Consider the following 22,871-nt stretch of genomic DNA (forward strand, 5'->3'; position numbering starts at 1 on the left):
CCATTTAGTCAGCGATTATTTAACAGCATTAACCCATTGCGCTTTCACGCAGTCGGGCCTTCAGCTTGTTATATTCGTCGATCACATACTGTTCCGCCGCGTGCTGGTCCGCAATCGGCTCCACGTTGACGGCGCAGTATTTATACTCCGGCGTTTTGGTTATCGGACTGAGGTTCTCCGTCACCAGTTCGTTACAGGCGCCAATCCACCACTGGTAGGTCATGTAGACCGCCCCTTTGTTCGGACGGTCGCTGACCTGCGCGCGGGTAATGATGCGGCCCTTACGCGAGTTCACCCACACCAGCGCTTCATCTTCAATACCGAGCCGTTCGGCGTCGGCGGTGTTGATCTGCGCGTAGCCCGGCTCGTCCGCCAGCGCCGCAAGCGCGGCACAGTTGCCGGTCATTGAACGGCAGGAGTAGTGGCCCACTTCGCGCACGGTAGAGAGCACCATCGGAAACTCGTCAGTGAGTTTATCGATCGGCGCGACCCAGTCGCAGGTGAAGAACTGCGCCAGCCCGTTCGGGGTGTCGAATTTCTCCTTAAAGAGATAAGACGTCCCCTGGTCGGCCTCCGACTCGTCCCGGCACGGCCACTGGATATACCCCAGCTCGCCCATTTTTTCATAGGTTGCCCCGTAAAAATCCGGGCAGAGATGGCGCAGCTCGTCCCAGATCTCCTGGGTGTTGTTGTAGTGCATCGGGTAGCCCATGCGAGTGGCGATTTCGCTGATAATCTGCCAGTCGGTTTTCAGATCCCACTTCGGCTCAACGGCCTTAAAGAAGCGCTGGAAACCGCGGTCCGCCGCCGTGTAGACGCCTTCATGCTCGCCCCAGGAGGTCGACGGGAGAATCACATCCGCCGCCGCCGCGGTTTTGGTCATGAAGATATCCTGGACAATCACCAGCTCCAGATCCTCAAAGCCTTTGCGCACCGCAGACAGCTCGGCGTCGGTCTGGAGCGGATCTTCACCCATGATGTAGGCCGCCCGCACTTCGCCGTGCGCCGCGCGGTGCGGCAGCTCGCTGATGCGGTATCCGGTGTGTTCCGGCAGGCTCTCCACGCCCCAGGCCTTCGCAAACTTCTCGCGGTTTTCCGGGTACTTCACGTACTGATAGCCAGGATACGTGTCCGGCAGCGCGCCCATGTCGCACGCGCCCTGCACGTTATTCTGACCGCGCACCGGGTTCACGCCGACATGCGCTTTACCCAGATTTCCGGTAAGCATCGCGAGGCTGGTCAGGGAACGCACGGTTTCCACGCCCTGATAGAACTGGGTCACACCCATGCCCCACAGAATGGCGGCGGTTTTGGCCCCGGCGTACATGCGTGCAGCCTGGCGGATCGCCTGCGCGCTCACGCCGGTTATCGACTCTACCGACTCCGGCGTGTAGCCTTCGACAATTTTCCGGTACTCTTCAAACCCTTCCGTACGCGTGGCGACAAACGTCTGGTCGTACAGGTTTTCCTCAATAATGACGTGCCCCATCGCGTTCAAAAGCGCGATATTCGAGCCGTTTTTCAGTGCGATGTGCATATCCGCAATGCGCGCGGTTTCGATTTTGCGCGGATCGCAGACGATGATTTTCGCCCCGTTCTGTTTGGCGCGAATCACGTGGTTCGCGACGATAGGGTGAGAATCCGCCGGGTTATAACCGAAGATAAACACCAGATCGGTGTTATCTATCTCATTGATGGCATTGCTCATTGCGCCATTACCGACCGACTGGTGCAGACCTGCAACCGATGGGCCGTGTCAGACGCGAGCGCAGCAGTCGACGTTATTGGTACCAATAACGGCGCGCGCGAATTTTTGCATCACATAGTTGGTTTCATTCCCCGTCCCGCGCGAGGAGCCGGTGGTCTGAATCGCATCCGGGCCATACTTGGCCTTGATGGCGCTGAGGCGCGTGGCGACATAATCCAGCGCTTCATTCCAGGAGACGGCTTCCAGCTTGCCACCGCGCTCGCGGCGGATCATGGGGGTTTTCAGGCGCGGCGTGAGGATTTGGGTATCGTTAATAAAATCCCAGCCGTAATACCCTTTCAGGCACAGCGTGCCCTGATTGGTTTTACCCTGCGCCGCTTCCGCCCGGACGATTTTGCCGTTATCGACCACCAGGTGGATCTTGCAACCTGAGGCACAATAAGGGCAAACCGTGACGACCTTTTTCATCACTTTGCTCCCGTTAAACAGTTCTTACCTGCCCTTTATGCAGCATCTATGCCATGTTTTTAATAGGGGTATTTCCTGACGTTACGGCCGTTTGCGGAGCAAAACCCTGACGAAAAACAGCCAATCGTCAAAATTGACGTGTCGAAAGGGCAGGGATGTGACGTGGATTGAATTTCCGTCACGTCAAAAAGATGTCGGCAAGCCTGAGCGGCACTGCGCAGGTGAGGGCAATTTGAGATTCCTCCGCTACTCCCGCCAATAGCCAGTCATTACCTTAAGGCCAGTTCACCTGCGAGTCTGGCCTTATGAAACGTTACTCTACCGCCCTGTTATTTGGCTTGCTGACTTTAACCAGCCAGCTGGCGCATGCTGATGTGATTGATGATGCCATTGGCAATATTCAGCAGGCGATCAACGACGCCTATAACCCCGGCAGCAGCCGTAATGACGATGACGACGATCGTTACGATCGCAGCCGTCAAACCGACAGTCGGCAGTACGACGATCGTCGCCGGCAGTTAGAGGATCGACGCCAGCGTTTAGACGAGCGTCAGCGCCAGCTGGATGACGACAGGCGTCGGTTAGAAGAAGATGAGCGTCGGTTAGAGGATGATTACGATCGAGGCTAAAGCCTGGTGGCGCTTCGCTTACGCAGGCCTACAAAACCTGGAGCGTAGGCCGGATAAGGCGCAGCCGCCACCCGGCAGAATTCAGTCGAGAACCAAAACCATCCCGTCATATCCCGCTTCAATGCCGTCCGGCAGTTGGTTATCCATCATCCACGCGTCAAACTGATGGCTGATATGCGTCAGGATCACCTGCGGACAGCCAATCACCTCGTTCAGGGCCATCACCGTATTTAAATCACAGTGGTTACGCGGCGTCTCCGGACGCGGTTCATGGCTACAGTCGATAATTATCGCCTGCGGCTGGTTGTTAAGCAGAAACGTCACCGTTTTATCCGGCAGTCCGGCGGTATCAGACAGCCACGCCACGCGGCTGTGGGCGGACTCCAGCAGATAGCCAAACGTGAGTTTAGAATGGTTGAGCGGCAGCGGCGTCACCCGCAGGCCCTGTAGCTCAAACATCACGAACGGCTCGACCGTGTGGCTGAAATCCAGGATGCCCGGATGTTTGAACAGATCGTCACAGCCTGCCTCGTCTGGCGGACCGTAGACGGGAATGGTGGCGCCTACGCCCCAGCGCAGAGGGAAAAGCCCCTGAACGTGATCCATATGATAATGAGTAAGCAAAAACTGCTGGAAGCTGCCCGCAGGCCAGTCGTCCATCAGATGCGGAATACCCGCGTCCAGCAAGGTGACCGCATCGTTGAATTTGACCGCCGCGCTACAGGGGCGACGGCGATAATTATCCTGCAAGCGCGCCCTTCGGCACGCGGCACAGTCGCAGCCAAACACCGGCACCAGCTGTGCGCTTCCGGTTCCCGTTAACGTGATGGTCAGACTCATAACGCACCTCTACAGCGGTTTGGTGAAGCGGAAATGGCTTTGCGTATACCCTTCACGAACATAAAAACGGTGTGCATCCACGCGCTTTACGCTGGTGGAAAGTTCGGTCAGCTCGGCACCTGCCTGCCTCGCGATGTCCTCTGCCCAGGCCAGGAGCTGGCTGCCCACTTTCAGTCCGCGCGCCTGCGGCATCACCACCAGCTCCTGGATCTCGCCGATCCAGCGGGCATGGTGCAGGTGAAACTGCATGTGCAGGCCGATCATGCCGATGACCTGCCCGTCCAGCTCAGCAAGCTGGTAGCGCATATTGTGATCCTGAAGGTTGGCCAGAAATCCGGCGTGAAACGCCTGGTGATCGAACTCTGCCTGCTTCAGTTCACAGATCAGGGCGTAAACAATTTGCGCATCGTCGGCGGTGGCGGGGCGAAGCTGGCAGTCAGGCATGCTGTCTCTCCTTCTGGCGAATAAGCGATAAAAAGGTCTCGACTGACTGTAGCAAACTTCCGTCGTTATTGAGGACGTGACAGCCCGATGGGGTGTAGCGCGCCGCACGTTCCAGCCGCTGGTCGATCTCACGCGCATTTTCGCGCCCCCGGCTTTGCAGGCGGCTGCGCAGAATATCCGGAGAAACCTGCAAACAGACCGGCAGCAGCGCCGCTTCGTACCGGGCTATGGCCTGCGGCAGATGCGCGCGTGAACCGTTGACCAGCACGTCGAAGCCCGCGTGCAGCCAGAGGTCGATCTCGATGCCGACGCCGTAATAAAAGCCGTTCGCGTGCCAGCTCAGCGCCAGCAGGTTTTGCCCGGCGCGGGTAAAAAACTCCTGCTCGCTCAGGGCGATATGGTTTTCACTCCCGGCGTTCGCCGCGCGGGTAATGTAGCGGTGCGCCACCAGCAGCTGTGAATGTTCCCGCTGCCGTAACGCCGACAGCAGGCTGTCCTTCCCGGAGCCGGACGGGCCCATTAACCAGATGAGTCTTCCCATCAGAACACCCTTTTTCCCTGACGCCAGACGTGGTCGATATGAATGTGCTCGCCCTTACGGTGCGCCAGCACCAGATCCGCCCGTTTGCCTTCGGCAATCTCACCGCGATCGTGAAGGTTGAGCGCGCTGGCCGGGTTTTTCGTCACCAGACGGATCGCCTGCGGCAGCGTGAAGCTGTTACCTTCATCGTCCGCCACCCGAAACGCCGCGTCCAGCAGGCTGGCGGGGTAATAGTCAGACGAGAGGATATCCAGTAGGCCAAGTGAAGCGAGTTTGCTTGCCGCCACGTTGCCGGAGTGCGAGCCGCCGCGCACGATGTTCGGCGCGCCCATCAGCACGTTCATACCGTGCTTACGGGAGGCTTCAGCCGCCTCGAACGTGGTGGGAAATTCGGCGATCACGCTGCCAAGCTGGTGGGATTCCCGTACGTGCTCGTGCGTGGCGTCGTCATGGCTGGCCAGCGCGATGTTGCGGTCGCGGCACATCGCGGCAATGGAGAGGCGGTTCGGCTGCGACCACCGGGCTGCCAGCGCCAACTGCTCTTCTTCATAGCGCGCCATCTCCGCGTCGCTGAGTGAATACTTGCCCTGATAGTATTCGCGATATTTTTCAATGTTGGCGAACTGGCGCTGCCCTGGCGAGTGGTCCATCAGGGAGACCAGCGACACCGGCTCGCGCCCGACCAGCTTTTCAAACAGCGGTAGCGTGGTGTGGTGTGGTAGCTCGCAGCGCAGGTGCAGGCGGTGCTCGGCGCGGTTGAGGCCGCGCTTTTGCGTCTCTTCCACGGCGTTGATCATCTTTTCCAGATTTTCCAGACGATCGCCGCCGTCGCGCACGTCGCCGATCGCCACCGCGTCCAGCACCGTGGTGATACCGCTGGCGACCATCAGCGCGTCGTGGCTGCTCATTGCCGAATGGGCGGGCCAGTCCACCTTCGGGCGGGGAGTGAAGAATTTATCGAGATTATCGGTGTGCAGCTCAATCAGCCCCGGCAGCAGCCAGCCGCCTTCGCCGTCCATCGCCTCCGGGGAGCGGCTCTGGGTTTCGGCAAACGCGCGGATGACGCCGTCCCGGACCTCAACCGAGCCGTTCACGACCTCATTTTCCAGCACCAGCCTGACGTTATTGATAATCATACATTTGTCCCCATTGGGTGCAGCCTGTCCGCCACGCGATTGCGGACGGCGTCGTCGTGGAAGATCCCGACGATCGCCGCGCCGCGCGCTTTGGCCTGTTCGATCAGAACCATCACCGCTGCGCTGTTTTTAGCGTCGAGCGAGGCGGTGGGTTCATCGAGGAGCAAAATCGGGTAATCGACGATAAAGCCGCGCGCGATGTTCACGCGCTGCTGTTCGCCACCGGAAAAGGTCGACGGGGCGAGGTGCCACAGACGCTCCGGCACGTTGAGGCGCGTCAGCAGGCTGGCGGCTTTAGCGGCACAGGTTTCGCGCGGGACGCCAAGATCCAGCAGGGGCTGCATCACCACGTCCAGGGCGGAGATCCGCGGGATCACCCGCAGGAACTGGCTGACCCAGCCGATCGTTGTACGGCGCACTTCCAGTACTTTGCGCGCAGGGGCCTGGACCAGATCGACCCATTCATTGTTATGGCGAATATGGATATGGCCTTCGTCCGGTAAATAGTTAGCGTACAGGGAACGCAGCAGAGTGGATTTCCCACTGCCGGAGTGACCATGCAGCACCACGCATTCGCCGCCGCTGACCTCTAACGAGGCATTTTGCAGTACCGGCAGGCGGACGCCGTTTTGCTGGTGGAGCACAAAGGTCTTACTGACATTTTCAACGTGGATCATTTTGGCCTCGCGATTCGTTTTGCCGGGTGGCGGCTTCGCCTTACCCGGCCTACAGGTGCGCTGTTCGTAGGCCGGGTAAGCGCAGCGCCACCCGGCAACAGCGCCCTCAGTTCTGCAACACCGACGACACCAGCAGTTGGGTGTACGGATGATGTGGATCGTCGAGCACGCGGTCGGTCAGCCCACTTTCCACCACCTGGCCCTGCTTCATTACCAGCAGACGGTCCGCCAGCAGGCGCGCAACGCCCAGATCGTGGGTGACAATCACCACCGCCAGGTTCAGCTCCACCACCAGGCCGCGCAGCAGGTCGAGCAGGCGCGCCTGCACGGAGACGTCCAGCCCGCCGGTCGGTTCATCCATAAACACCAGCTTCGGATGGGTGACCAGATTGCGGGCAATCTGCAAGCGCTGCTGCATGCCGCCGGAGAAGGTCGTTGGCAGGTCGTCGATGCGCGAGGCGGGGATCTCCACCTCCTCCAGCCAGCGCTGCGCGGTGGCGCGGATGTTGCCGTAGTGGCGCGCGCCGGTGGCCATCAGGCGTTCGCCGATATTGCCTCCCGCCGACACCTGACGGCGCAGGCCGTCCATCGGATGCTGATGCACCACGCCCCACTCGGTGCGCAGCAGGCGGCGGCGCTCGGCCTCGCTCATGGCGTACAGGGATTTGCCTTCATACAGAATGTCGCCGTTCTGCGGCGTCAGGCGCGCGGAGATAGACTTCAGCAGGGTGGTTTTACCGGAGCCGGACTCGCCGACAATGCCCAGCACTTCGCCCGGCCACAGCTCAAACGACACGTCGCTGAAGCCTTTGCCCGGCGCATAAAGGTGAGTCAGGTTATTAACCGAAAGCAGCGGTTTCATTGGCCGTTCGCCTCGCTCTGTTGGCGGCAGTAATCGGTGTCGGAGCAGACAAACATTCGTTTGCCCGTGTCGTCCAGCACCACTTCATCCAGATAACTGTGTTTGGAACCGCAGATGGCGCACGGCTCGTCCCACTCCTGCACCGTAAATGGGTGATCGTCAAAATCCAGGCTTTCGACACGCGTATACGGCGGTACGGCGTAAATGCGTTTTTCACGTCCGGCACCAAAGAGTTGCAGGGCAGGCATCATGTCCATCTTCGGGTTATCGAATTTCGGGATCGGCGACGGGTCCATCACGTAGCGGCCGTTCACCTTCACCGGGTAGGCGTAGGTGGTGGCGATATGGCCGAAGCGGGCGATGTCTTCATACAGTTTGACCTGCATGATTCCGTACTCTTCCAGGGCATGCATGGTGCGGGTTTCGGTTTCCCGCGGCTCGATAAAGCGCAGCGGCTCCGGGATCGGCACCTGAAAAATCAAAATCTGATCTTCCGTCAGCGGGGTTTCCGGGATGCGGTGGCGGGTCTGGATCAGCGTCGCATCCTCGGTTTTCTCTGTGGTGTTGACGCCCGTTACGCGCTTAAAGAAGTGGCGGATCGACACGGCGTTGGTGGTGTCGTCTGCCCCCTGATCGATGACCTTCAGCACGTCCGCTTCGCCAATCACGCTGGCGGTGATCTGAATGCCGCCGGTGCCCCAGCCGTACGGCATCGGCATTTCACGGCCACCAAACGGCACCTGATAGCCGGGGATCGCCACTGCTTTAAGAATGGCGCGGCGGATCATGCGTTTCGTTTGCTCATCCAGATAGGCAAAGTTGTAGCCGCTTAAGTTAGCCATTGGCGCGCTCCCGTTGCAGGCGTTTCAGCAGTTCCAGTTCGGCCTGGAAATCGACGTAGTGCGGCAGCTTGAGGTGCGAGACAAAGCCTGCGGCCTCAACGTTATCCGCGTGGGCCAGCACGAACTCTTCGTCCTGTGCCGGGCCGGAGACTGGCTCGCCGTAGTCCGGCGCCTGGAGCGCACGGTCAACCAGCGCCATCGCCATCGCCTTACGCTCGCTCAGGCCGTACACCAGCCCATAGCCGCGGGTAAAGTGCGGATCTTCATTGTCTGGCGCGACAAAACCGTTGACCATTTCACATTCGGTCATCAGCAGTTCGCCGATGTTCACCGCAAAACCCAGCTCTTCGGGCACAATGTCGATGTCGAGATAGCCGCTGCGGATCTCTGCCGCGAACGGGTGGTTGCGCCCGTACCCACGCTGTGTGGAGTAGGCCAGCGCCAGCAGATACCCTTCGTCGCCGCGCATCAGCTGTTGCAGGCGGGACGAGCGTGAGCACGGGTAGACCGGCGGCGTGCGGGTGATGTCATCCGGTGTGCTGCCGGTGTCCTCCTCCGCCTTCGCCAGCCCCTGGTTTGCCAGCAGGCTAAAAACGTGCGGAGAGGCGTCTTGTTCAGCGTCAGAGGCTTTGAGCTGAGGGGCTTCACCGTTCGCCAGCAGCGTGAAGTCCAGCAGACGATGGGTGTAGTCGTAGGTCGGGCCAAGGAGCTGGCCGCCGGGAATGTCTTTGTACACCGCTGAAATGCGGCGCTCTAAACGCATTTCCGCCGTGTTCACCGGCTCGCTCACCGCCAGCTTCGCCAGCGTAGTGCGGTAGGCGCGCAGCAGAAAGATAGCTTCCACGTTATCGCCGCTGGCCTGTTTCAGCGCCAGCGCCGCCAGCTCGCGGTCCGCGATGCCGCCTTCGGTCATTACGCGGTCGACGGCCAAATTTAACTGCTGTTCAATCTGGGCGACGCTGAGTTCGGGAAGCGCGTCATCCCCCCGGCGTCTGTGCTCCTGTAAGGCATGGGCGGCGGCGATCGCCTTTTCCCCCCCTTTGACGGCAACGTACATCAGCACACCTCCACGTGAGTGGTCCGCGGGATCGCCAGCAGGCGTTCGCCGCAGGTCAGGATCAGGTCAATGCCGAGCGGGAACGGGTGCGGACGCTCGGTCAGCTCATGGATGATGCACTCCGGCAGCTGGGGCGCGACCATCCGCTCGTCGGCGATGCCTGCGCCCGTCAGGCGAAGCATGCGGCCACCGCTCAGGCTGGAAACTTGCAGGATCAGCGTGGCGCTGGTTTCCGGTGCGACGGCACTGCCTTCGCTCAGGGCGTTAAGCTGTTCATGGCTGATCTGTTCGTCGGCCACGGCAAAGACCGCCTGCTGGGGCTGCTCGACCAGCGGCGCGCTGGTGTGAAAGCGCAGGTTCTGGCTGGCGATATCGTTCAGCAATGCGCCTGACAGCCATACCGGGGTGTCGTTGTCCGCCAGCGTCAGCAGCACGCTGGTAGAGGCGAGGTTGAGCGGCAGCCAGCCCTGCGAAAGCTGGTGCAGGGAGACGATCACGCCCGGCTCGCTCATGGCCTTCAGCAGGCGACGGAAACTCTGTTGGGCATCCTGGACGGCCAGGGTAAAGGCAGGTTGAAGCGTCATGCGTTGTCTCCGCGAACGAGCGTAAAGAAGTCGACCCGGCTGGTGTTCACTTCGGCCTGACGCGCGGCAAGACGTGCGGCGCGGTCAGCTTCCAGCGGGGCAATAAGGGTTTCCATTAACGTCTGGAAATGCGGGTGTTCCTGTAAAAGCGCGTCGATCACCGCGCAGCGCTCGGCGTGCGTTTTGTCGCGCCCAAGTACGTAGCTGTAACCCAGCGTGCCGCTGTTAAGGCGGATCACCGCGCGGGTGAGAGTGGCATCGCCAGCGAAGAAGCGCTCGCCGGTGCCGCCCATGCGTGCCTGGATCTGCACCAGGCCGATCTCCGGCGCGCGGATCGTGTCGTAGTCCGGCGTCAGGCCGAGAGCGTTCATGCGGGCGGCCAGCGCAGCAGGCTGGCTGTGGGCCAGCACGCGCATCCAGCGCTGACGAGTGGAGGTGTCGAAGTGCATTCAGTGCTCCATGGTGAATTCAATCATGTCGGCGCGGGTCAGGCTGACGGAGTATTCCGTTGCGTTGACCTCGCCGTCACGGTGGTTGAGGGTGCGCACGCAGAGCAGCGGGGCCATATTGGGAATTTCGAGCACCTTGCTCTCTTTCGCCTGTGCACGGCGGGCGCTGATGCGCGTCTGGGTGCGCTTGAGCGCAATGCCGGTCGCGTCCTGAAGAAAATCATGCAGGGAACCGCTGGCGAAATGTTGCAGCACGGGCCAGAGGGTGAGGTCCGCGAAGTAATGGTCAATCTGGCAGACCGCCACGCCGTTGACCCGGCGCAACGTGCGCAGGTGTACGACATTGTCACCCTCCTGAATCCCGAGCGCGTCCGCCACGTGGCGGGAGGCCGGTCGCAGGACCGAAAGCAGCTTTTCGCTGGTGGGATGGCTGCCCTGATCGAGCAGGTTCTGGCTAAAGCGCGCCTGGGCGTTGAGCGGGTAGTCAAACGGGCGCATCAGCACCAGCACGCCGACGCCCTGACGGCGCTGGACCCAGCCGCGCTCGACCAGTTGGTCAATGGCGCGGCGCAGGGTGTGGCGGTTCACTTCGTAGCGGTCGGCAAGCTGCTGCTCGGCGGGCAGGTAGTCACCGCAGCGGTAATGCGTGCGCAGCTCCACTTCGAGCCTGGCCGCAATCTCTTGCCAGCGGGTGGGGTAACTGGTCGGATGTCTGGATAAGTGCATACCAATCAAAGCCTCGCTTATCAGATGAAGTGCTTACGCAAGCGTTGAGAGAGGAAATCCAGCAGGCTGACGGTGACGATGATAAGTACCATCAGGGCGCAGGTTTGCTGGAACTGGAAACCGCGAATCGCTTCCCACAGCGTGACACCAATCCCGCCTGCGCCCACCATGCCGACCACGGTGGCGGAGCGGACGTTGGACTCGAAGCGGTACAGCGAGTAGGAGATGAGCAGCGGCATCACCTGCGGCAGGACGCCGTAGAGGATCTCTTCGATTTTGTTGGCGCCGGTTGCGCGGATGCCTTCCACCGGGCCGGGCTCGATGGCTTCAACCGCTTCCGAGAGCAGCTTGGAGAGCACGCCGGTGGTGTGGATGAACAGCGCCATCACGCCCGCGAACGGCCCCAGACCGACGGCCACCACGAACAGCATCGCAAAGACCATTTCGTTGATGGCGCGACAGGCGTCCATCAGGCGGCGCATCGGCTGGTATACCCACCACGGCACGATGTTCTCGGCGCTCATCAGGCCGAAGGGAATGGAGAGAATGACGGCGAGGGCGGTGCCCCAGACGGCGATTTGCAGGGTGATCGCCATTTCACCGAGGTAGTCCTGCCACTGGCTGAAGTCCGGCGGGAAGAAGTCGGCGGCGAAGGTCGCCATATTGCCGGAATCTTTGAAGAGCAGCAGCGGATCCATCTCTGCGCCTTTCCAGGAGATAACCAGCACCGCCAGCAGAATGGCCCAGCTTATAAGCGAGAACCAGCTGCGCTTCGGCGGCGGGAGGGTGATGGTTTGCATGTTTGACTCCGTGGGTCTTTGTGTGCCGGATAGCGCGACGCTTATCCGGCCTACGATCCAAAATGTAGGCCCGGTAAGCGCAGCGCCACCGGGCGAAAAGCGTTACTGCACCGCTTTATTCACGCTGGTCATTGCGCCGAGCGCGGCGGTCAGGCGGTCGAGATCGTCCAGCTGCGCCTGAAGCTCAGAGACCTTGCTGGTTTTCTCTTCTTCCTTGAGCCCTTTGTTGTCCTTCACGCCCTGCATCTGTTTGAACAGCGCCAGCTGGCGAATCGGCACCAGCTGCAAATCGCTGGACGCGCGGAACGGTGCCCAGCCCAGGCGCGCCAGCACTGCTTTCTCTTCCGGCGTTTTGCCGTAGTTCATAAAGAAGTCGTAGACCTTGTCCTTGGTGCTTTCGGAGAGGTTTTTACGCCACACGATCGGGTCGCCCGGGATCAGCGGTGATTTCCAGATCACCTTCAGCGCTTTCAGCTTGTCCGGCGCAGAGGTCTTCAGCTTGTCGAGGTTTTCGGTGTTGTTAGTCGCAACGTCTACCTGCTTGTTCGCTACGGCCAGGGCGTTGGTTTCGTGGCCGGCGTTGACCGTGCGCTTGAAGTCGCTGGCGGAGATGTTGTTTTTCGCGAAGACGTAGTAGCCAGGGACGAGGAAGCCGGAGGTGGAATTCGGATCGCCGTTACCAAAGGTCAGCTCTTTGCGTTTGGCGATCATGTCGTTGAGGGTGTTGATCGGGCTGTCTTTGTTCACGATCAGCACGCTCCAGTAGCCTGGGGAGCCATCTGCCGCAACGGTCTGGGCAAAGACCTGGCCGTTGGCGCGGTCCACCGCTTCCATGGCAGAGAGGTTGCCGTACCACGCGATGTCCACTTTGTTGAAGCGCATTCCCTGAATGATGCCCGCGTAGTCCGGGGCGAAGAAGGCGTTCACTTTGATCCCCAGTTTGGTTTCCATATCTATCAGGAACGGTTCCCACTGCGGCTTCAGGTTTTGCTGTGATTCCGTTGAAATGATGCCAAAGTTCAACGCTTTTTCCTGCTCTTCGGCGTACGCCGGGCTTAACAGGGTGCTGATGCTGAACATGCTGGTGAAGGCCAGCGCGGCAACGGCTTTGTAGTTCATTTCCATTCCTCGTTATCGGGGCGTTAAGCAGCCTGCGCGCGTTCTTCGACGCGGTTTACGCTGCGGTAGAGATGATCAAAACGTTCGTTATCAAACTGGTGGCTGGCGCCATCGAAGAACACGTGGCCCTGACGCAGGGCGACGATGCGCTCGCAGTAGCGCAGGGCGTAATCCACCTGATGCAGTGTCACCACCACGGTGATGCCGTCGTTCTGGTTGATGTCGCGCAGGGTTTCCATCACGATGCGGGCCGACTCCGGGTCCAGCGAGGCGATGGGCTCATCGGCCAGAATGATTTTGGCTTTCTGCATCAGGGCGCGGGCGATGGCGACGCGCTGCTGCTGCCCGCCGGACAGCGTGGACACGCGCTGGTGGGCGAAATGCGCCATGCCGACGCGAGTCAGCGCCTGTAAGGCTTCTTGTTTCTGGGAAGGGGAGAACCAGCGCAGGCAGGTACGCCAGAACGGGGTGCTGCCGAGCGCGCCAATCAGCACGTTCTCGAGCACCGTCAGGCGGTTCACCAGATTGAACTGCTGAAAGATGTAGCCCGTCTGGGCGCGGCTTTTGCGAATATCGCTCGCCAGACGGCCCGCATGCTGCACGGTGTTACCCAGCAGCTCGACGCGGCTTTCCGGTGTTTTGTCGCAGGTGATAAGGCCGCTTAAGTGGCGCAGAAGGGTAGATTTTCCTGAACCGGACGGCCCCAGCAGCGCTACCATTTCGCCCTGCTGGACGGTCAGATCAACGGCATGCAGCGCCTTGTTGTGATTGAAGGTTTTGCTCAGTTTCTCGACGCGGATGACAGTGTGCATGTGCTGGGCCTCACGATAAATGTGGCCTCATGCTGGCGCATCAATATGACATTTGGGTTAAGTCTCGGTTGCGGAAAGTTGAAGAGTTGAGGGGGATTTGATGACAATTACCGTAGGCCCGGTCAGCGCAGCGCCACCGGACGCTGTTGCCGGATGCGCTGCGCTTATCCGGCCTACGATTTAACGACGTTAATCATCCACGGCACGCCGTATTTATCGGTCACAGTACCGAAACCGTGCGCCCAGAAGGTTTCCTGCCAGGCCATTTCGATATTCCCGCCGTCGGCAAGGTTGTCGAACCAGCGCTTGCCTTCCGACACATCCTGGGTGTCGAGCACCAGCGTGAAACCCGCGTATTGCGCGCTGCTGCCAGGCGGTATCCCGTCGCTCATCATAATATCGCTGCCCGCGATGCGGACGTTAGAGTGGGCGATGGCGGAATCCGGGAACTGCATGCCTGACGGACAGCCTTCTTCGCTGTTTTCGTCTTTAGGCATTTCGCCGAAGGTGATTTTGTAGAGGAGTTCTGCGCCGACGGCCTGCTGATAGAAGGCGGTGGCCTCCGCACAGTTGCCGGCGAAAGAGATGTAGGGACTTAACGGCATAATCTTTACCTCACGTAGGAAAAGCCCGTTAAGTGTAGTTCCCGAACGCCCGGTAAGCGAAGCGTCACCGGGCGGGTAAATCAGTTCTTTTTCACGAACTCAGATTTCAGTTTCATCGGACCGAAGCCGTCAATTTTGCAGTCAATATTATGATCGCCTTCAACCAGACGGATATTTTTGACTTTAGTGCCGATCTTCAGCATGGAGGAGCTGCCTTTTACCTTCAGATCTTTCACAACGGTAACGCTGTCGCCGTCTGCCAGCAGGTTGCCGTTCGCGTCTTTTACGATCGGCGTATCGCTGTCCTGCTCTGGCTCCGCATCGTTCCATTCATGAGCGCATTCCGGGCAAACGAACATGCCGTTGTCTTCATAGGTATATTCAGAATTGCATTTCGGGCAGTGGGGAAGTTGCATGTTGGTATCCTCAAAAGTGTTAACACGCTGGAAAATGCCAGCTAAATGACGGCAGTGTGCCGAAAAAGGCAGCGAGTATAACGCAAATCCCCACTTTTGTCGGTGATATTGTTTAAGGAAAATAGTGCGCCAGCGCGCCAGAGATGACGCGTACCGTCAGTGAATAAAAAGAAGCGTATGCCCTGAACGGCAGAGAGCGAAGGGATGTTAAATATATCGAATATTTTATTACAGCAAATTGCTACGCTGGGCCATTTCGGATAAGGTGAAGGAACAAGCCGTTATTTATCTCCCTCTCTGAGGCCATACATCTTTTGGCGTCAGGGAATACCTCTCTTTTTTGGTGGGTAAATAACGATGATATATCCTGATGTTTCCTGAAAATGCGTTTTGTCTATTCACTTTTGGCTTTCTGGCCAGAGGGAAGTTTTACACGTATTACAAGTCAGGATTTAAATTCTCATTACCTTCAGTTAGTTGTATTAAATGAACATGTTTTCCATACGTGATCATATAAGCCTGAAAAGTATAATTAAAACAATGTGGCTTAATAAAAGTAATAAATTTGCGTTAAGGAAAGGCTTTTATCATGCACACACAGACCATATTTGAATTAAGCCAGGAAGCTGAACGTTTGTTACAGCTCGCGCTGAACAATCTTGATTCATTAAAATCAATGCCGATCGCAAAGCTGGATAGCACAGCCGCTGCCATGAGCGGCGTTAATAACAACGTTTTGCCATTACATTTTAGCTCCCGGGGCGTCGACGCGCAGCAGGCGATGCTGAATAACGAATTACGCAAAATAACCCGCCTCGAAATGGTGCTGGCGATTGTGGGTACCATGAAGGCAGGAAAATCGACCACCATTAATGCGATTGTGGGCACTGAAGTACTGCCGAACCGCAATCGTCCGATGACGGCACTTCCCACGCTGATCCGCCACACGCCGGGCCAGAAGGAGCCGGTGCTGCATTTTTTGCACGTTTCGCCTATTGATACCCTGATCTCCCAGCTACAAAAGAAGTTGTGCGATAACGATCGCGGCAAGCTGGCGCGGCGGCTGGAGATCGACAAGGACATGAATACGCTGCTGGAGCGCATCGAAAAAGGGGAGGCGTTTGAAAAACACCACCTCGGCGCGGAGCCCATCTTTCATTGTCTGAAAAGCCTGAACGATCTGGTGCGGCTTTCCCAGGCGCTGGGCGTGGAGTTTCCTTTTTCTGAGTATGCCGCGATTGAACATATACCGGTGATTGAGGTGGAGTTTATGCATCTCGCCGGTCTGGATGCGCACCTGGGGCAACTGACGCTGCTCGACACGCCGGGGCCGAACGAGGCCGGTCAGCCGCACCTGCAAAAAATGCTCAGCGAACAGCTGGCGCGCGCCTCCGCCGTGCTGGCGGTGATGGACTATACCCAGCTAAAATCCATTTCTGATGCAGAGGTTCGTCAGGCAATTTCGGCGGCGGGGAAATCCGTGCCGCTTTATGCCCTGGTCAATAAATTCGACCAGAAAGATCGTAACAGCGACGATGAAGAGCAGGTGCGGGCGATGATTTCCGGCACGTTGATGAAAGGAAATATCTCTCCAGGGAAAATTTATCCGGTCTCGTCCATGTGGGCCTATCTGGCGAACCGCGCCCGCTATGAGATGAACTTCCACGGGCGGCTGCCCGATCATCAGGATCAGCCCTGGGTGCAGGATTTTGCCGAGGCTGCGCTGGGTCGTCGCTGGCGAACGGCCGATCTGGACGATATTGACCATATTCGCCATGCGGCGGATCTGCTGTGGGAGGATTCGCTGTTCGAACAACCGATCCGTAAATTGATTTACGCGGCTTACGCCAACGCCTCGCTGTTCGCGCTGCGGTCGGCCTCGCATAAGCTGCTCAATTATGCACAAAACGCCAGAGAATACCTGGATTTTCGCCATCAGGGACTGACGGTCGCCTTTGATGAGCTGGAGCGGAATATTACACGCCTGGAAGAGGATATGGCGATGCTGCATCAGCGGCAGAGCGTGGTGGGCGATGAAGTCCAGCATGAAGTAGAAGAGGCGCTCAACGCAGCGGATGCATTCCTGCTTCGTCAGAAAGGTGAGCTTCACCAGGCGCTGGCCGACATCTTTAGCCGCCCGTCTGTTCTTGATTTAGCGGGAGGCGACCCAGCCCGTTTGCGTGCAGACGACGCGGATGCGATCCAACAGCTGGTGCTTGACGATGAAGGGCAGGCGCAGATTGTGCTGAGTAAGATCCGATCGTCATGCGAGCGGATTATGCTGGATGCGCAGAGCAAAATTGGCCGGGAGCTGGCGTTACGCTTCGATCAGCTGGAATCCACGCTGGCCCGATCGCTGAATGAGGCGATGCGCCCCATCGAGACGCGAATTAAAGAACAACTCAGTCATGCCGGCTTTCGGGCGCGGATTAGCTTTCCGGCGTTTCAGGCAAACCAGCTTAATTTCAATACGCGCGGCCTGTTTAATGATGCCATTGTGCAGGACATCCCTCCCGCCACTCCGCCAACAGGAGCGGGCAGCGTGCGCGATACCGTCGCGCGCTGGCTCAATCATCCCGGCTGGGGCTGGGAAGAGTACGTGGTGACGCGCACCCGATATGTTATCGACATCGCTCAGCTTCGTGGCAAATTTACGCAGCATACCGATCAGTTTTGCGATCAAATCCGTAAAGCTTTGGCCGCGCAGGTCGATGTCTCTGTTACGGCGGGTATGGCAACGTTCTTTGCGGAGTTTTCGTTATGCCTGTCCGTGTTACAGGAAAGCTTGCGTGATAGCCTTGCCGTGCGGCAGCAGAATGAGCACTCAACCCGAGCGCTTAGCCAGTTGTTGAAGCAAAGTATGACCACTGCGGCGTGGATTCAGGAAGATACCCGACTGTTACGCGATGATATTCAAACCCTTTTCGCGGCAGAGCAACCATGACAACACGGCTACTGGACGGTCCCGGGCGGACGCTGGAGTGTATTCATCCAAAATTTATGGTCGATTTGGTCCAGGGGGCGGATGCTGCACGTCACTCTCTTCTGGGGCCACAGCAGCTGCAATTTCGTGAGCGTTTGACGCAGGAGATTGTTACGCAGACCCGGCTGCGGCCGTGGGCAATGGCGGGAATGCTCAACGAAAATGCAGCACTACGGCTGGGGCTGGCGGAGAAACTGGTCGGTATGCTCGACCCCGGACACCTTGCGCTGACCCGTATGGCCGACAGGCTGGTAGCCCTGCGCCAGCAGGTTAATCCACGCATCTCTCAGTCTCCCGGATTGTTGCAACAGTACGAAGCGCTCTCCGCCCATTTCAACCAGCGTGCCGCCTATAAAGAGAAAGCGCTCGCGCAGCGCGGCCTCATAGTTCAGGCGGGTGAGCACAGCGAACAAATTTTTACCCGCTGGCGAGCCGGGCAGTATGACGGCTGGTCGCTGGCTGGCCGCTGCTTTATCGCGCTGGAAGAGTTGCGCTGGGGCGCTTTTGGCGATGCCTGTCGTCTGGCGAATGGCGATGTGGCGGCCATGCTGAAAGATAACCTGCGCAGCATGGCCGCAAACTATCTGGCCCAGGGGATTAATGCCTCTCCCACGACCCGGCATTTTTACCATCAGTGGCTGTCCACGCCCGCCTCTCCTGGCCTGCTGGAATATAAAGGTATGCTGGGCTGGCTGGGGGACTGGTGTCAGGCGGATAAACATCCGGTAAGCTGGTCAGTGACGCAGAGCTGGCAAACGGTGGCGCTGGGCATGCCGAGACTCTGTTCGGCAAAACGGCTGGTGGATGGCATGGTGGAAGAGATGTTTGGTGCGTGATTGCCCCCTCTTTTAAGGAGGGGGCGAACGGCTTAGTGGTGCATTTCTACCGCTTTAGGTTCTGCCTGGGTCTCAGGCACATGGCCAAAGCGTCTGGCGTACAGCGCCGTGATGATCGGGACCAGAATCGCCGTCACAATCACGCTGGCGGCAACCAGGGCCGTGGCGGACGCGGCAACCGGTTCAAAGGCCGGGTTAATCTGGGCGATAATCACCGGGTTGGCTACCGCAGCGCCTGCGGCTGAAGAAGCGGCCACGCCCGCGGTTCCGTTGCCGCCCCCGATGACGCGGTCTGCGATAATCAGCGGAATACCTGTGATGATGATGACGGCAACACCCAGCACAATCCCCAGCAGGCCGGTTTCCAGAATTACGTTCAGGTTGATGGTATTGCCCAACGCGAAGCCGAAGAACGGGATCAGTACCGGGGTGGCTTTGCTGAAGAAATCGCGCAGATCGTGATCGAGATTGCCCAGCGCAAAGCCAATCAGGAACGGCAGGATCGCCCCGACAAAGTGGTGTGGTTCAAAAGAGGCAAGGCCGGCAGAACCCAGAATCAACATGGTCATCAGCGGACCCGATTCCAGGGACATCAGCACGAACGCACCCGATTCTTCTTTGGTACCATATTGATTCATCAGGCTGGCATAAAGACCGCCGTTGGTCATATCCATTGCGGAGACAATGGCCAGAACGGATAATCCGGCGAAGAAGCCGGTCTGAATGCCATTCTCCGGAATGAACATCGCACAGATCATGGCAACGACCCAGGCGACCGCGATTTTGGTAATGACCAGCGTCCCTGATTTACGTAATACCGTACCTGTTGCACGCAAGTTAATAGACGCGCCGATACAAAAGAACCAGACTGCCAGAATCGGAACCGTTCCGGTAATCATACCTTTTGTAAAACCACCAAAATAAGCACCGGTGTTCGGGGCCAGCGTATTTAATATCGCACCAAGTACCAGCGGGACCAGCATCATCCCACCCGGGATGCGTTCTATTGTTGCTTTAATCTTCATCATTAACCCTCACATCTCGCCCGCGTGGCTGGCGGAAATCTCAAAAAATAGATCAACAAATTCAATAAATTGACCTTTGCGGGGAACAATCCATTCGTGACTTATGCTGTAAAGCGACATTAAGGCTTTCCGTGTTCCTTCATGTGAAAGCCGTTGAGATATCGTGTTCGGATTTATCATGCGATCTTTGGAATTGTGATTCAATGAAAATAAAACACTGTTTTAGTTATCTTCGTCACATATTGAAAGTAAACAGGAATCCACACTGTTAATAATTAAATTTTGTGTAAATTCGGTGTGAAGAAATGTGATTGTTTTTCGTTTTAAGAGGAATAATAACGGGCGTTAAGATGTGTTTGATAAGGGGGATGAGAATGACCTTATTTATAGTGAATTGACAAAACCTGAAGCCAACTTACGCGCAGGAAAAATATATGTGAAGTTGATCACATATATAAACGCTGGTAGGGTAAAAAGGTCTTTAACTGCCCTGACAGGCGTCAACAGGTTCGGTTGTATCGACATAAAACGTCAATGTAAGTAAACCTGCTACGCTTGAATAAGGAGATTCGCATGGAGCGGATCTCGCGTTCACAGCCTGAAATGCGCTGTAAATTGGACGGGGCTGAGTCTACGAGGAAAGCTATGCTTAGAAGGAAAAAAGTAAAACCCATCACGCTGCGCGATGTCACCATTATTGATGACGCAAAACTGCGCAAAGCGATTACAGCGGCCTCGCTCGGTAATGCGATGGAGTGGTTCGATTTTGGTGTCTACGGCTTCGTTGCCTACGCGCTTGGTAAAGTGTTCTTCCCCGGTGCCGATCCCAGCTTGCAGATGATTGCCGCGCTGGGTACGTTCTCTGTTCCCTTCCTTATTCGTCCTCTCGGTGGCCTGTTCTTCGGCATGCTGGGTGATAAATATGGTCGCCAGAAGATCCTGGCTATTACCATTGTCATCATGTCGATAAGTACATTCTGTATCGGCCTTATTCCATCCTATGCGACCATCGGTATATGGGCGCCTATCCTGCTGCTGATCTGTAAGATGGCGCAGGGCTTCTCGGTTGGTGGCGAATATACCGGTGCATCGATTTTTGTCGCCGAGTATTCCCCGGACCGGAAACGCGGCTTTATGGGCAGCTGGCTCGACTTTGGCTCGATTGCCGGGTTCGTCATGGGCGCAGGGGTTGTGGTTCTGATCTCGACCGTCGTCGGTGAACAGAACTTCCTCGACTGGGGCTGGCGTATTCCGTTCTTCCTGGCGCTGCCGCTGGGCATCATCGGTCTTTACCTGCGTCACGCTCTGGAAGAGACGCCTGCGTTCCAGCAGCACGTTGAAAAGCTGGAGCAGGGCGACCGCGAAGGGTTGCAGGACGGTCCGAAAGTGTCGTTCAAGGAGATTGCGACCAAACACTGGCGCAGCCTGCTGACCTGTATCGGTCTGGTGATTTCCACCAACGTGACCTACTACATGCTGCTGACCTACATGCCGAGCTACCTGTCGCATAACCTGCACTACTCGGAAGATCACGGCGTGCTGATTATTATCGCCATCATGGTGGGTATGCTGTTCGTGCAGCCGATTATGGGCCTGCTGAGTGACCGCTTTGGCCGTAAGCCATTCATCATTCTCGGTAGCGTCGCGCTGTTCGCGCTGGCTATTCCGGCCTTTATACTGATTAACAGCAACGTGCTGGGGCTGATTTTCGCCGGCCTGCTGATGCTGGCGGTGATCCTCAACTGCTTCATCGGGGTAATGGCTTCTACGCTGCCGGCAATGTTCCCGACGCATATTCGCTACAGCGCGCTGGCGGCGGCCTTTAATATCTCCGTTCTGATTGCGGGCCTGACGCCGACGCTTGCCGCTTCACTGGTGGAGAGCACGCAGAACCTGATGATGCCTGCTTACTATCTGATGGTCATCGCGGTGATCGGCCTGATTACCGGTATTACCATGAAGGAGACGGCGAACCGTCCGCTGAAAGGGGCAACGCCTGCGGCGTCTGATATTCAGGAAGCGAAGGAGATCCTGCGCGAGCACTACGATAACGTAGAGCAGAAGATTGAAGATATAGACGCAGAGATTGAAGAGCTTCAGAAAAAACGTTCTCGCCTGGTTGACCAGCATCCGAGAATTAACGAGTAATAAGAAAACCCGCCGCCGGCGGGTTTTCTTTTATTAGCATCCTGCGGCGATGTAATCCCCGTTGGCGCTAATGGGGATCACCGTCAGGAACAGGACAGTCGCGAACAGGATCAGCACAATCCCTCCGGCAATTTTGACCATCGGCACCATCCAGTTCAGCGAAGAGCCGCCGCCAAACCAGGCGACTGTTCGTTCACGCGCGTAACGTACCGCCAGCGATAGCCCCATAATCGACAGCGCCGTGCCCAGCGACATTGTCATCACAGCAGCAATCCCCCAGCTAACGATGCCGAGCGCATTCGAGAACATCAGGATCATAATTGCCCCGCTGCACGGGCGTGCGCCAATGGCCAGCACCACGCCCAGACGGGTTTTCCAGTCGCTTTTTGCCAGATCCACCCCTACGCCGTGATGGCCGCAGCCACAGCGTTCATCATGCTGGTGAAGCGGCTTGATGGCGTTAATCGCCATTTTGCGCGGACGCAGGCTGCTTAGCGCCTGATAGATGATAAACGCACCGAAGGCGGCAATCAGTACGGCGCTGATTTTCTCGACATACCAACGGCTGGTGCTGATATCCCCTGACGCGAGGTTCAATCCAACCGCCAGGATAAAGACAAAGAGGATCGCGCTGACGCCCTGCATCAGGCTACCGATAAACGGTACGACGCGCGCCGCGAGCTGGCTCTCTTTATTAGTAGTGAGATACGTGGCGACGATAAATTTGCCGTGCCCCGGTCCAACAGCATGGAGTACGCCATAAAGAAATGCACCGGTTAACAACCACAGCCCACCGCTGTACTGATGGTTATTAAGTTGCAGCAGATACATCACCAGATAACGGTGCAGGGCGATCTGGGTGGCGAGGCACCACTGTATAAAAGCATTCCAGTGAGTATAAAGAACAAAACCTGCCGTAAGCAACACCAGCACGGTGAGCCCGGCGGTTGGTATACGCCAGTCTCGATGAAGTCGCTGTGTCGTCATGATGTTGACCCGTGAGAGAAATATTTGCCGCTAGTATAGTGTTCAATTGACTGGATCACACAAGGATCGTCAATGGATTGTGGATAACTCTGTGCGTAAAAGGGTATAAGGCGGGGTTTTGCTGGGGAATACAGCAGTCAGTCTTTTTTTTGCAACTTTTCTGTTGCGGTCGCTCGG

The 22,871-nt window shown here is 57.6% G+C and carries 23 protein-coding genes; 4 read left to right on the forward strand and 19 right to left on the reverse strand.

Translation table 11 applies throughout. The features are described 5' to 3' along the window. Positions 1–28: 28 nt before the first annotated feature. Positions 29–2,176 (reverse strand): formate dehydrogenase subunit alpha, encoded by a 2,148-nt coding sequence (gene fdhF, locus N5C09_RS20010; RefSeq protein WP_279749737.1) that lies wholly within the window; start codon positions 2,174–2,176, stop codon positions 29–31. Between the two features lie 305 nt (positions 2,177–2,481). Between fdhF and yjdP the strand changes: the two genes are divergently transcribed. Then, positions 2,482–2,805 carry a DDRRRQL repeat protein YjdP gene (gene yjdP / locus N5C09_RS20015; protein WP_058652447.1) on the forward strand — a complete coding sequence of 108 codons (324 nt, stop codon included), beginning with the start codon at positions 2,482–2,484 and terminating at the stop codon, positions 2,803–2,805. A gap of 81 nt (positions 2,806–2,886) precedes the next feature. On the opposite strand, the gene phnP is transcribed toward yjdP, so the two are convergent. The 16 genes from phnP to N5C09_RS20095 form a co-directional block, all read right to left on the reverse strand. Then, on the reverse strand, positions 2,887–3,645 hold the full coding sequence (phnP, locus tag N5C09_RS20020; protein WP_279749738.1) for a phosphonate metabolism protein PhnP: 759 nt from the start codon (positions 3,643–3,645) through the stop codon (positions 2,887–2,889). Between the two features lie 9 nt (positions 3,646–3,654). Continuing rightward, the gene (gene phnO / locus N5C09_RS20025; protein ID WP_063865487.1) at positions 3,655–4,089 is read right to left on the reverse strand and encodes an aminoalkylphosphonate N-acetyltransferase; all 435 of its coding nucleotides are present in this window, start codon (positions 4,087–4,089) and stop codon (positions 3,655–3,657) included. Continuing rightward, positions 4,082–4,633: a ribose 1,5-bisphosphokinase gene (gene phnN / locus N5C09_RS20030; protein ID WP_107534481.1), complete on the reverse strand. Its 552-nt coding sequence runs from the start codon at positions 4,631–4,633 to the stop codon at positions 4,082–4,084. The genes phnO and phnN overlap by 8 nt, the downstream gene beginning before the upstream one ends. Beyond that, positions 4,630–5,766 (reverse strand): alpha-D-ribose 1-methylphosphonate 5-triphosphate diphosphatase, encoded by a 1,137-nt coding sequence (gene phnM / locus N5C09_RS20035; protein WP_279749739.1) that lies wholly within the window; start codon positions 5,764–5,766, stop codon positions 4,630–4,632. Before phnM ends, phnN begins: the two co-directional genes overlap by 4 nt. Beyond that, positions 5,763–6,443 (reverse strand): phosphonate C-P lyase system protein PhnL, encoded by a 681-nt coding sequence (gene phnL, locus N5C09_RS20040; protein WP_279749740.1) that lies wholly within the window; start codon positions 6,441–6,443, stop codon positions 5,763–5,765. Before phnL ends, phnM begins: the two co-directional genes overlap by 4 nt. 106 nt (positions 6,444–6,549) lie before the next feature. Then, positions 6,550–7,305 (reverse strand): phosphonate C-P lyase system protein PhnK, encoded by a 756-nt coding sequence (gene phnK, locus N5C09_RS20045; RefSeq protein WP_063449830.1) that lies wholly within the window; start codon positions 7,303–7,305, stop codon positions 6,550–6,552. Continuing rightward, the gene (phnJ, locus tag N5C09_RS20050) at positions 7,302–8,147 is read right to left on the reverse strand and encodes an alpha-D-ribose 1-methylphosphonate 5-phosphate C-P-lyase PhnJ (protein WP_063449829.1); all 846 of its coding nucleotides are present in this window, start codon (positions 8,145–8,147) and stop codon (positions 7,302–7,304) included. Before phnJ ends, phnK begins: the two co-directional genes overlap by 4 nt. Then, the gene (locus N5C09_RS20055; protein ID WP_279749741.1) at positions 8,140–9,204 is read right to left on the reverse strand and encodes a carbon-phosphorus lyase complex subunit PhnI; all 1,065 of its coding nucleotides are present in this window, start codon (positions 9,202–9,204) and stop codon (positions 8,140–8,142) included. The genes phnJ and N5C09_RS20055 overlap by 8 nt, the downstream gene beginning before the upstream one ends. Continuing rightward, positions 9,204–9,788 (reverse strand): phosphonate C-P lyase system protein PhnH, encoded by a 585-nt coding sequence (gene phnH / locus N5C09_RS20060; protein ID WP_028015210.1) that lies wholly within the window; start codon positions 9,786–9,788, stop codon positions 9,204–9,206. Before phnH ends, N5C09_RS20055 begins: the two co-directional genes overlap by 1 nt. Beyond that, positions 9,785–10,237 (reverse strand): phosphonate C-P lyase system protein PhnG, encoded by a 453-nt coding sequence (gene phnG, locus N5C09_RS20065; RefSeq protein WP_063865482.1) that lies wholly within the window; start codon positions 10,235–10,237, stop codon positions 9,785–9,787. Before phnG ends, phnH begins: the two co-directional genes overlap by 4 nt. Beyond that, a complete protein-coding gene (phnF, locus tag N5C09_RS20070) occupies positions 10,238–10,963 on the reverse strand; it encodes a phosphonate metabolism transcriptional regulator PhnF (protein ID WP_063865481.1) in 726 nt (241 codons plus the stop codon). Positions 10,964–10,983: 20 nt separating this feature from the next. Beyond that, on the reverse strand, positions 10,984–11,763 hold the full coding sequence (gene phnE, locus N5C09_RS20075; protein WP_032646912.1) for a phosphonate ABC transporter, permease protein PhnE: 780 nt from the start codon (positions 11,761–11,763) through the stop codon (positions 10,984–10,986). 102 nt (positions 11,764–11,865) lie between these two features. Further along, a complete protein-coding gene (phnD, locus tag N5C09_RS20080; RefSeq protein WP_279749742.1) occupies positions 11,866–12,882 on the reverse strand; it encodes a phosphonate ABC transporter substrate-binding protein in 1,017 nt (338 codons plus the stop codon). 23 nt (positions 12,883–12,905) lie between these two features. Continuing rightward, the gene (gene phnC, locus N5C09_RS20085; RefSeq protein ID WP_063865479.1) at positions 12,906–13,694 is read right to left on the reverse strand and encodes a phosphonate ABC transporter ATP-binding protein; all 789 of its coding nucleotides are present in this window, start codon (positions 13,692–13,694) and stop codon (positions 12,906–12,908) included. A gap of 173 nt (positions 13,695–13,867) precedes the next feature. Next, entirely contained in the window at positions 13,868–14,299 is a 432-nt protein-coding gene (gene yjdN / locus N5C09_RS20090) for a VOC family metalloprotein YjdN (protein ID WP_131637909.1), read from the reverse strand. 80 nt (positions 14,300–14,379) lie between these two features. After that, positions 14,380–14,715 carry a zinc ribbon domain-containing protein YjdM gene (locus N5C09_RS20095; protein ID WP_063449823.1) on the reverse strand — a complete coding sequence of 112 codons (336 nt, stop codon included), beginning with the start codon at positions 14,713–14,715 and terminating at the stop codon, positions 14,380–14,382. A gap of 589 nt (positions 14,716–15,304) precedes the next feature. Between N5C09_RS20095 and crfC the strand changes: the two genes are divergently transcribed. Together crfC and N5C09_RS20105 are read left to right on the forward strand one after the other, a co-directional pair. Continuing rightward, positions 15,305–17,659, forward strand: a complete 2,355-nt coding sequence (crfC, locus tag N5C09_RS20100; RefSeq protein WP_279749743.1) for a clamp-binding protein CrfC — start codon at positions 15,305–15,307, stop codon at positions 17,657–17,659. After that, positions 17,656–18,534: a diguanylate cyclase regulator RdcB family protein gene (locus N5C09_RS20105; protein WP_279749744.1), complete on the forward strand. Its 879-nt coding sequence runs from the start codon at positions 17,656–17,658 to the stop codon at positions 18,532–18,534. The genes crfC and N5C09_RS20105 overlap by 4 nt, the downstream gene beginning before the upstream one ends. 32 nt (positions 18,535–18,566) lie before the next feature. Here N5C09_RS20105 and kdgT read toward each other — a convergent pair whose 3' ends face one another. After that, a complete protein-coding gene (kdgT, locus tag N5C09_RS20110) occupies positions 18,567–19,559 on the reverse strand; it encodes a 2-keto-3-deoxygluconate transporter (RefSeq protein ID WP_063865474.1) in 993 nt (330 codons plus the stop codon). 645 nt (positions 19,560–20,204) lie between these two features. On the opposite strand from kdgT, the gene proP reads away from it, so the two are divergent. Then, positions 20,205–21,707, forward strand: a complete 1,503-nt coding sequence (gene proP / locus N5C09_RS20115; RefSeq protein ID WP_063449819.1) for a glycine betaine/L-proline transporter ProP — start codon at positions 20,205–20,207, stop codon at positions 21,705–21,707. A 33-nt stretch (positions 21,708–21,740) separates the two neighbouring features. Here the strand turns inward: proP and N5C09_RS20120 are convergent, their stop codons facing one another. After that, a complete protein-coding gene (locus N5C09_RS20120; protein ID WP_279749745.1) occupies positions 21,741–22,694 on the reverse strand; it encodes a nickel/cobalt transporter in 954 nt (317 codons plus the stop codon). Positions 22,695–22,871: the final 177 nt, after the last annotated feature.

Origin of the sequence: Enterobacter sp. GD03975 (assembly GCF_029838645.1) — a bacterium.
Classification (GTDB): Bacteria; Pseudomonadota; Gammaproteobacteria; order Enterobacterales; family Enterobacteriaceae; genus Enterobacter; species Enterobacter quasihormaechei.

Excerpts from the sequence above, each read along its gene's own strand:
- phnD (WP_279749742.1), bottom strand. The coding sequence starts at position 12,882 with ATGAACTACAAAGCCGTTGCCGCGCTGGCCTTCACCAGCATGTTCAGC.
- phnE (WP_032646912.1), bottom strand. The coding sequence starts at position 11,763 with ATGCAAACCATCACCCTCCCGCCGCCGAAGCGCAGCTGGTTCTCGCTT.
- kdgT (WP_063865474.1), bottom strand. The coding sequence starts at position 19,559 with ATGAAGATTAAAGCAACAATAGAACGCATCCCGGGTGGGATGATGCTG.
- phnO (WP_063865487.1), bottom strand. The coding sequence starts at position 4,089 with ATGCCTGACTGCCAGCTTCGCCCCGCCACCGCCGACGATGCGCAAATT.
- yjdN (WP_131637909.1), bottom strand. The coding sequence starts at position 14,299 with ATGCCGTTAAGTCCCTACATCTCTTTCGCCGGCAACTGTGCGGAGGCC.
- phnC (WP_063865479.1), bottom strand. The coding sequence starts at position 13,694 with ATGCACACTGTCATCCGCGTCGAGAAACTGAGCAAAACCTTCAATCAC.
- phnM (WP_279749739.1), bottom strand. The coding sequence starts at position 5,766 with ATGATTATCAATAACGTCAGGCTGGTGCTGGAAAATGAGGTCGTGAAC.
- phnP (WP_279749738.1), bottom strand. The coding sequence starts at position 3,645 with ATGAGTCTGACCATCACGTTAACGGGAACCGGAAGCGCACAGCTGGTG.
- phnF (WP_063865481.1), bottom strand. The coding sequence starts at position 10,963 with ATGCACTTATCCAGACATCCGACCAGTTACCCCACCCGCTGGCAAGAG.
- phnH (WP_028015210.1), bottom strand. The coding sequence starts at position 9,788 with ATGACGCTTCAACCTGCCTTTACCCTGGCCGTCCAGGATGCCCAACAG.
- phnG (WP_063865482.1), bottom strand. The coding sequence starts at position 10,237 with ATGCACTTCGACACCTCCACTCGTCAGCGCTGGATGCGCGTGCTGGCC.
- phnJ (WP_063449829.1), bottom strand. The coding sequence starts at position 8,147 with ATGGCTAACTTAAGCGGCTACAACTTTGCCTATCTGGATGAGCAAACG.
- crfC (WP_279749743.1), top strand. The coding sequence starts at position 15,305 with ATGCACACACAGACCATATTTGAATTAAGCCAGGAAGCTGAACGTTTG.
- phnK (WP_063449830.1), bottom strand. The coding sequence starts at position 7,305 with ATGAAACCGCTGCTTTCGGTTAATAACCTGACTCACCTTTATGCGCCG.
- N5C09_RS20095 (WP_063449823.1), bottom strand. The coding sequence starts at position 14,715 with ATGCAACTTCCCCACTGCCCGAAATGCAATTCTGAATATACCTATGAA.
- proP (WP_063449819.1), top strand. The coding sequence starts at position 20,205 with ATGCTTAGAAGGAAAAAAGTAAAACCCATCACGCTGCGCGATGTCACC.
- N5C09_RS20120 (WP_279749745.1), bottom strand. The coding sequence starts at position 22,694 with ATGACGACACAGCGACTTCATCGAGACTGGCGTATACCAACCGCCGGG.
- yjdP (WP_058652447.1), top strand. The coding sequence starts at position 2,482 with ATGAAACGTTACTCTACCGCCCTGTTATTTGGCTTGCTGACTTTAACC.
- phnL (WP_279749740.1), bottom strand. The coding sequence starts at position 6,443 with ATGATCCACGTTGAAAATGTCAGTAAGACCTTTGTGCTCCACCAGCAA.
- N5C09_RS20105 (WP_279749744.1), top strand. The coding sequence starts at position 17,656 with ATGACAACACGGCTACTGGACGGTCCCGGGCGGACGCTGGAGTGTATT.
- N5C09_RS20055 (WP_279749741.1), bottom strand. The coding sequence starts at position 9,204 with ATGTACGTTGCCGTCAAAGGGGGGGAAAAGGCGATCGCCGCCGCCCAT.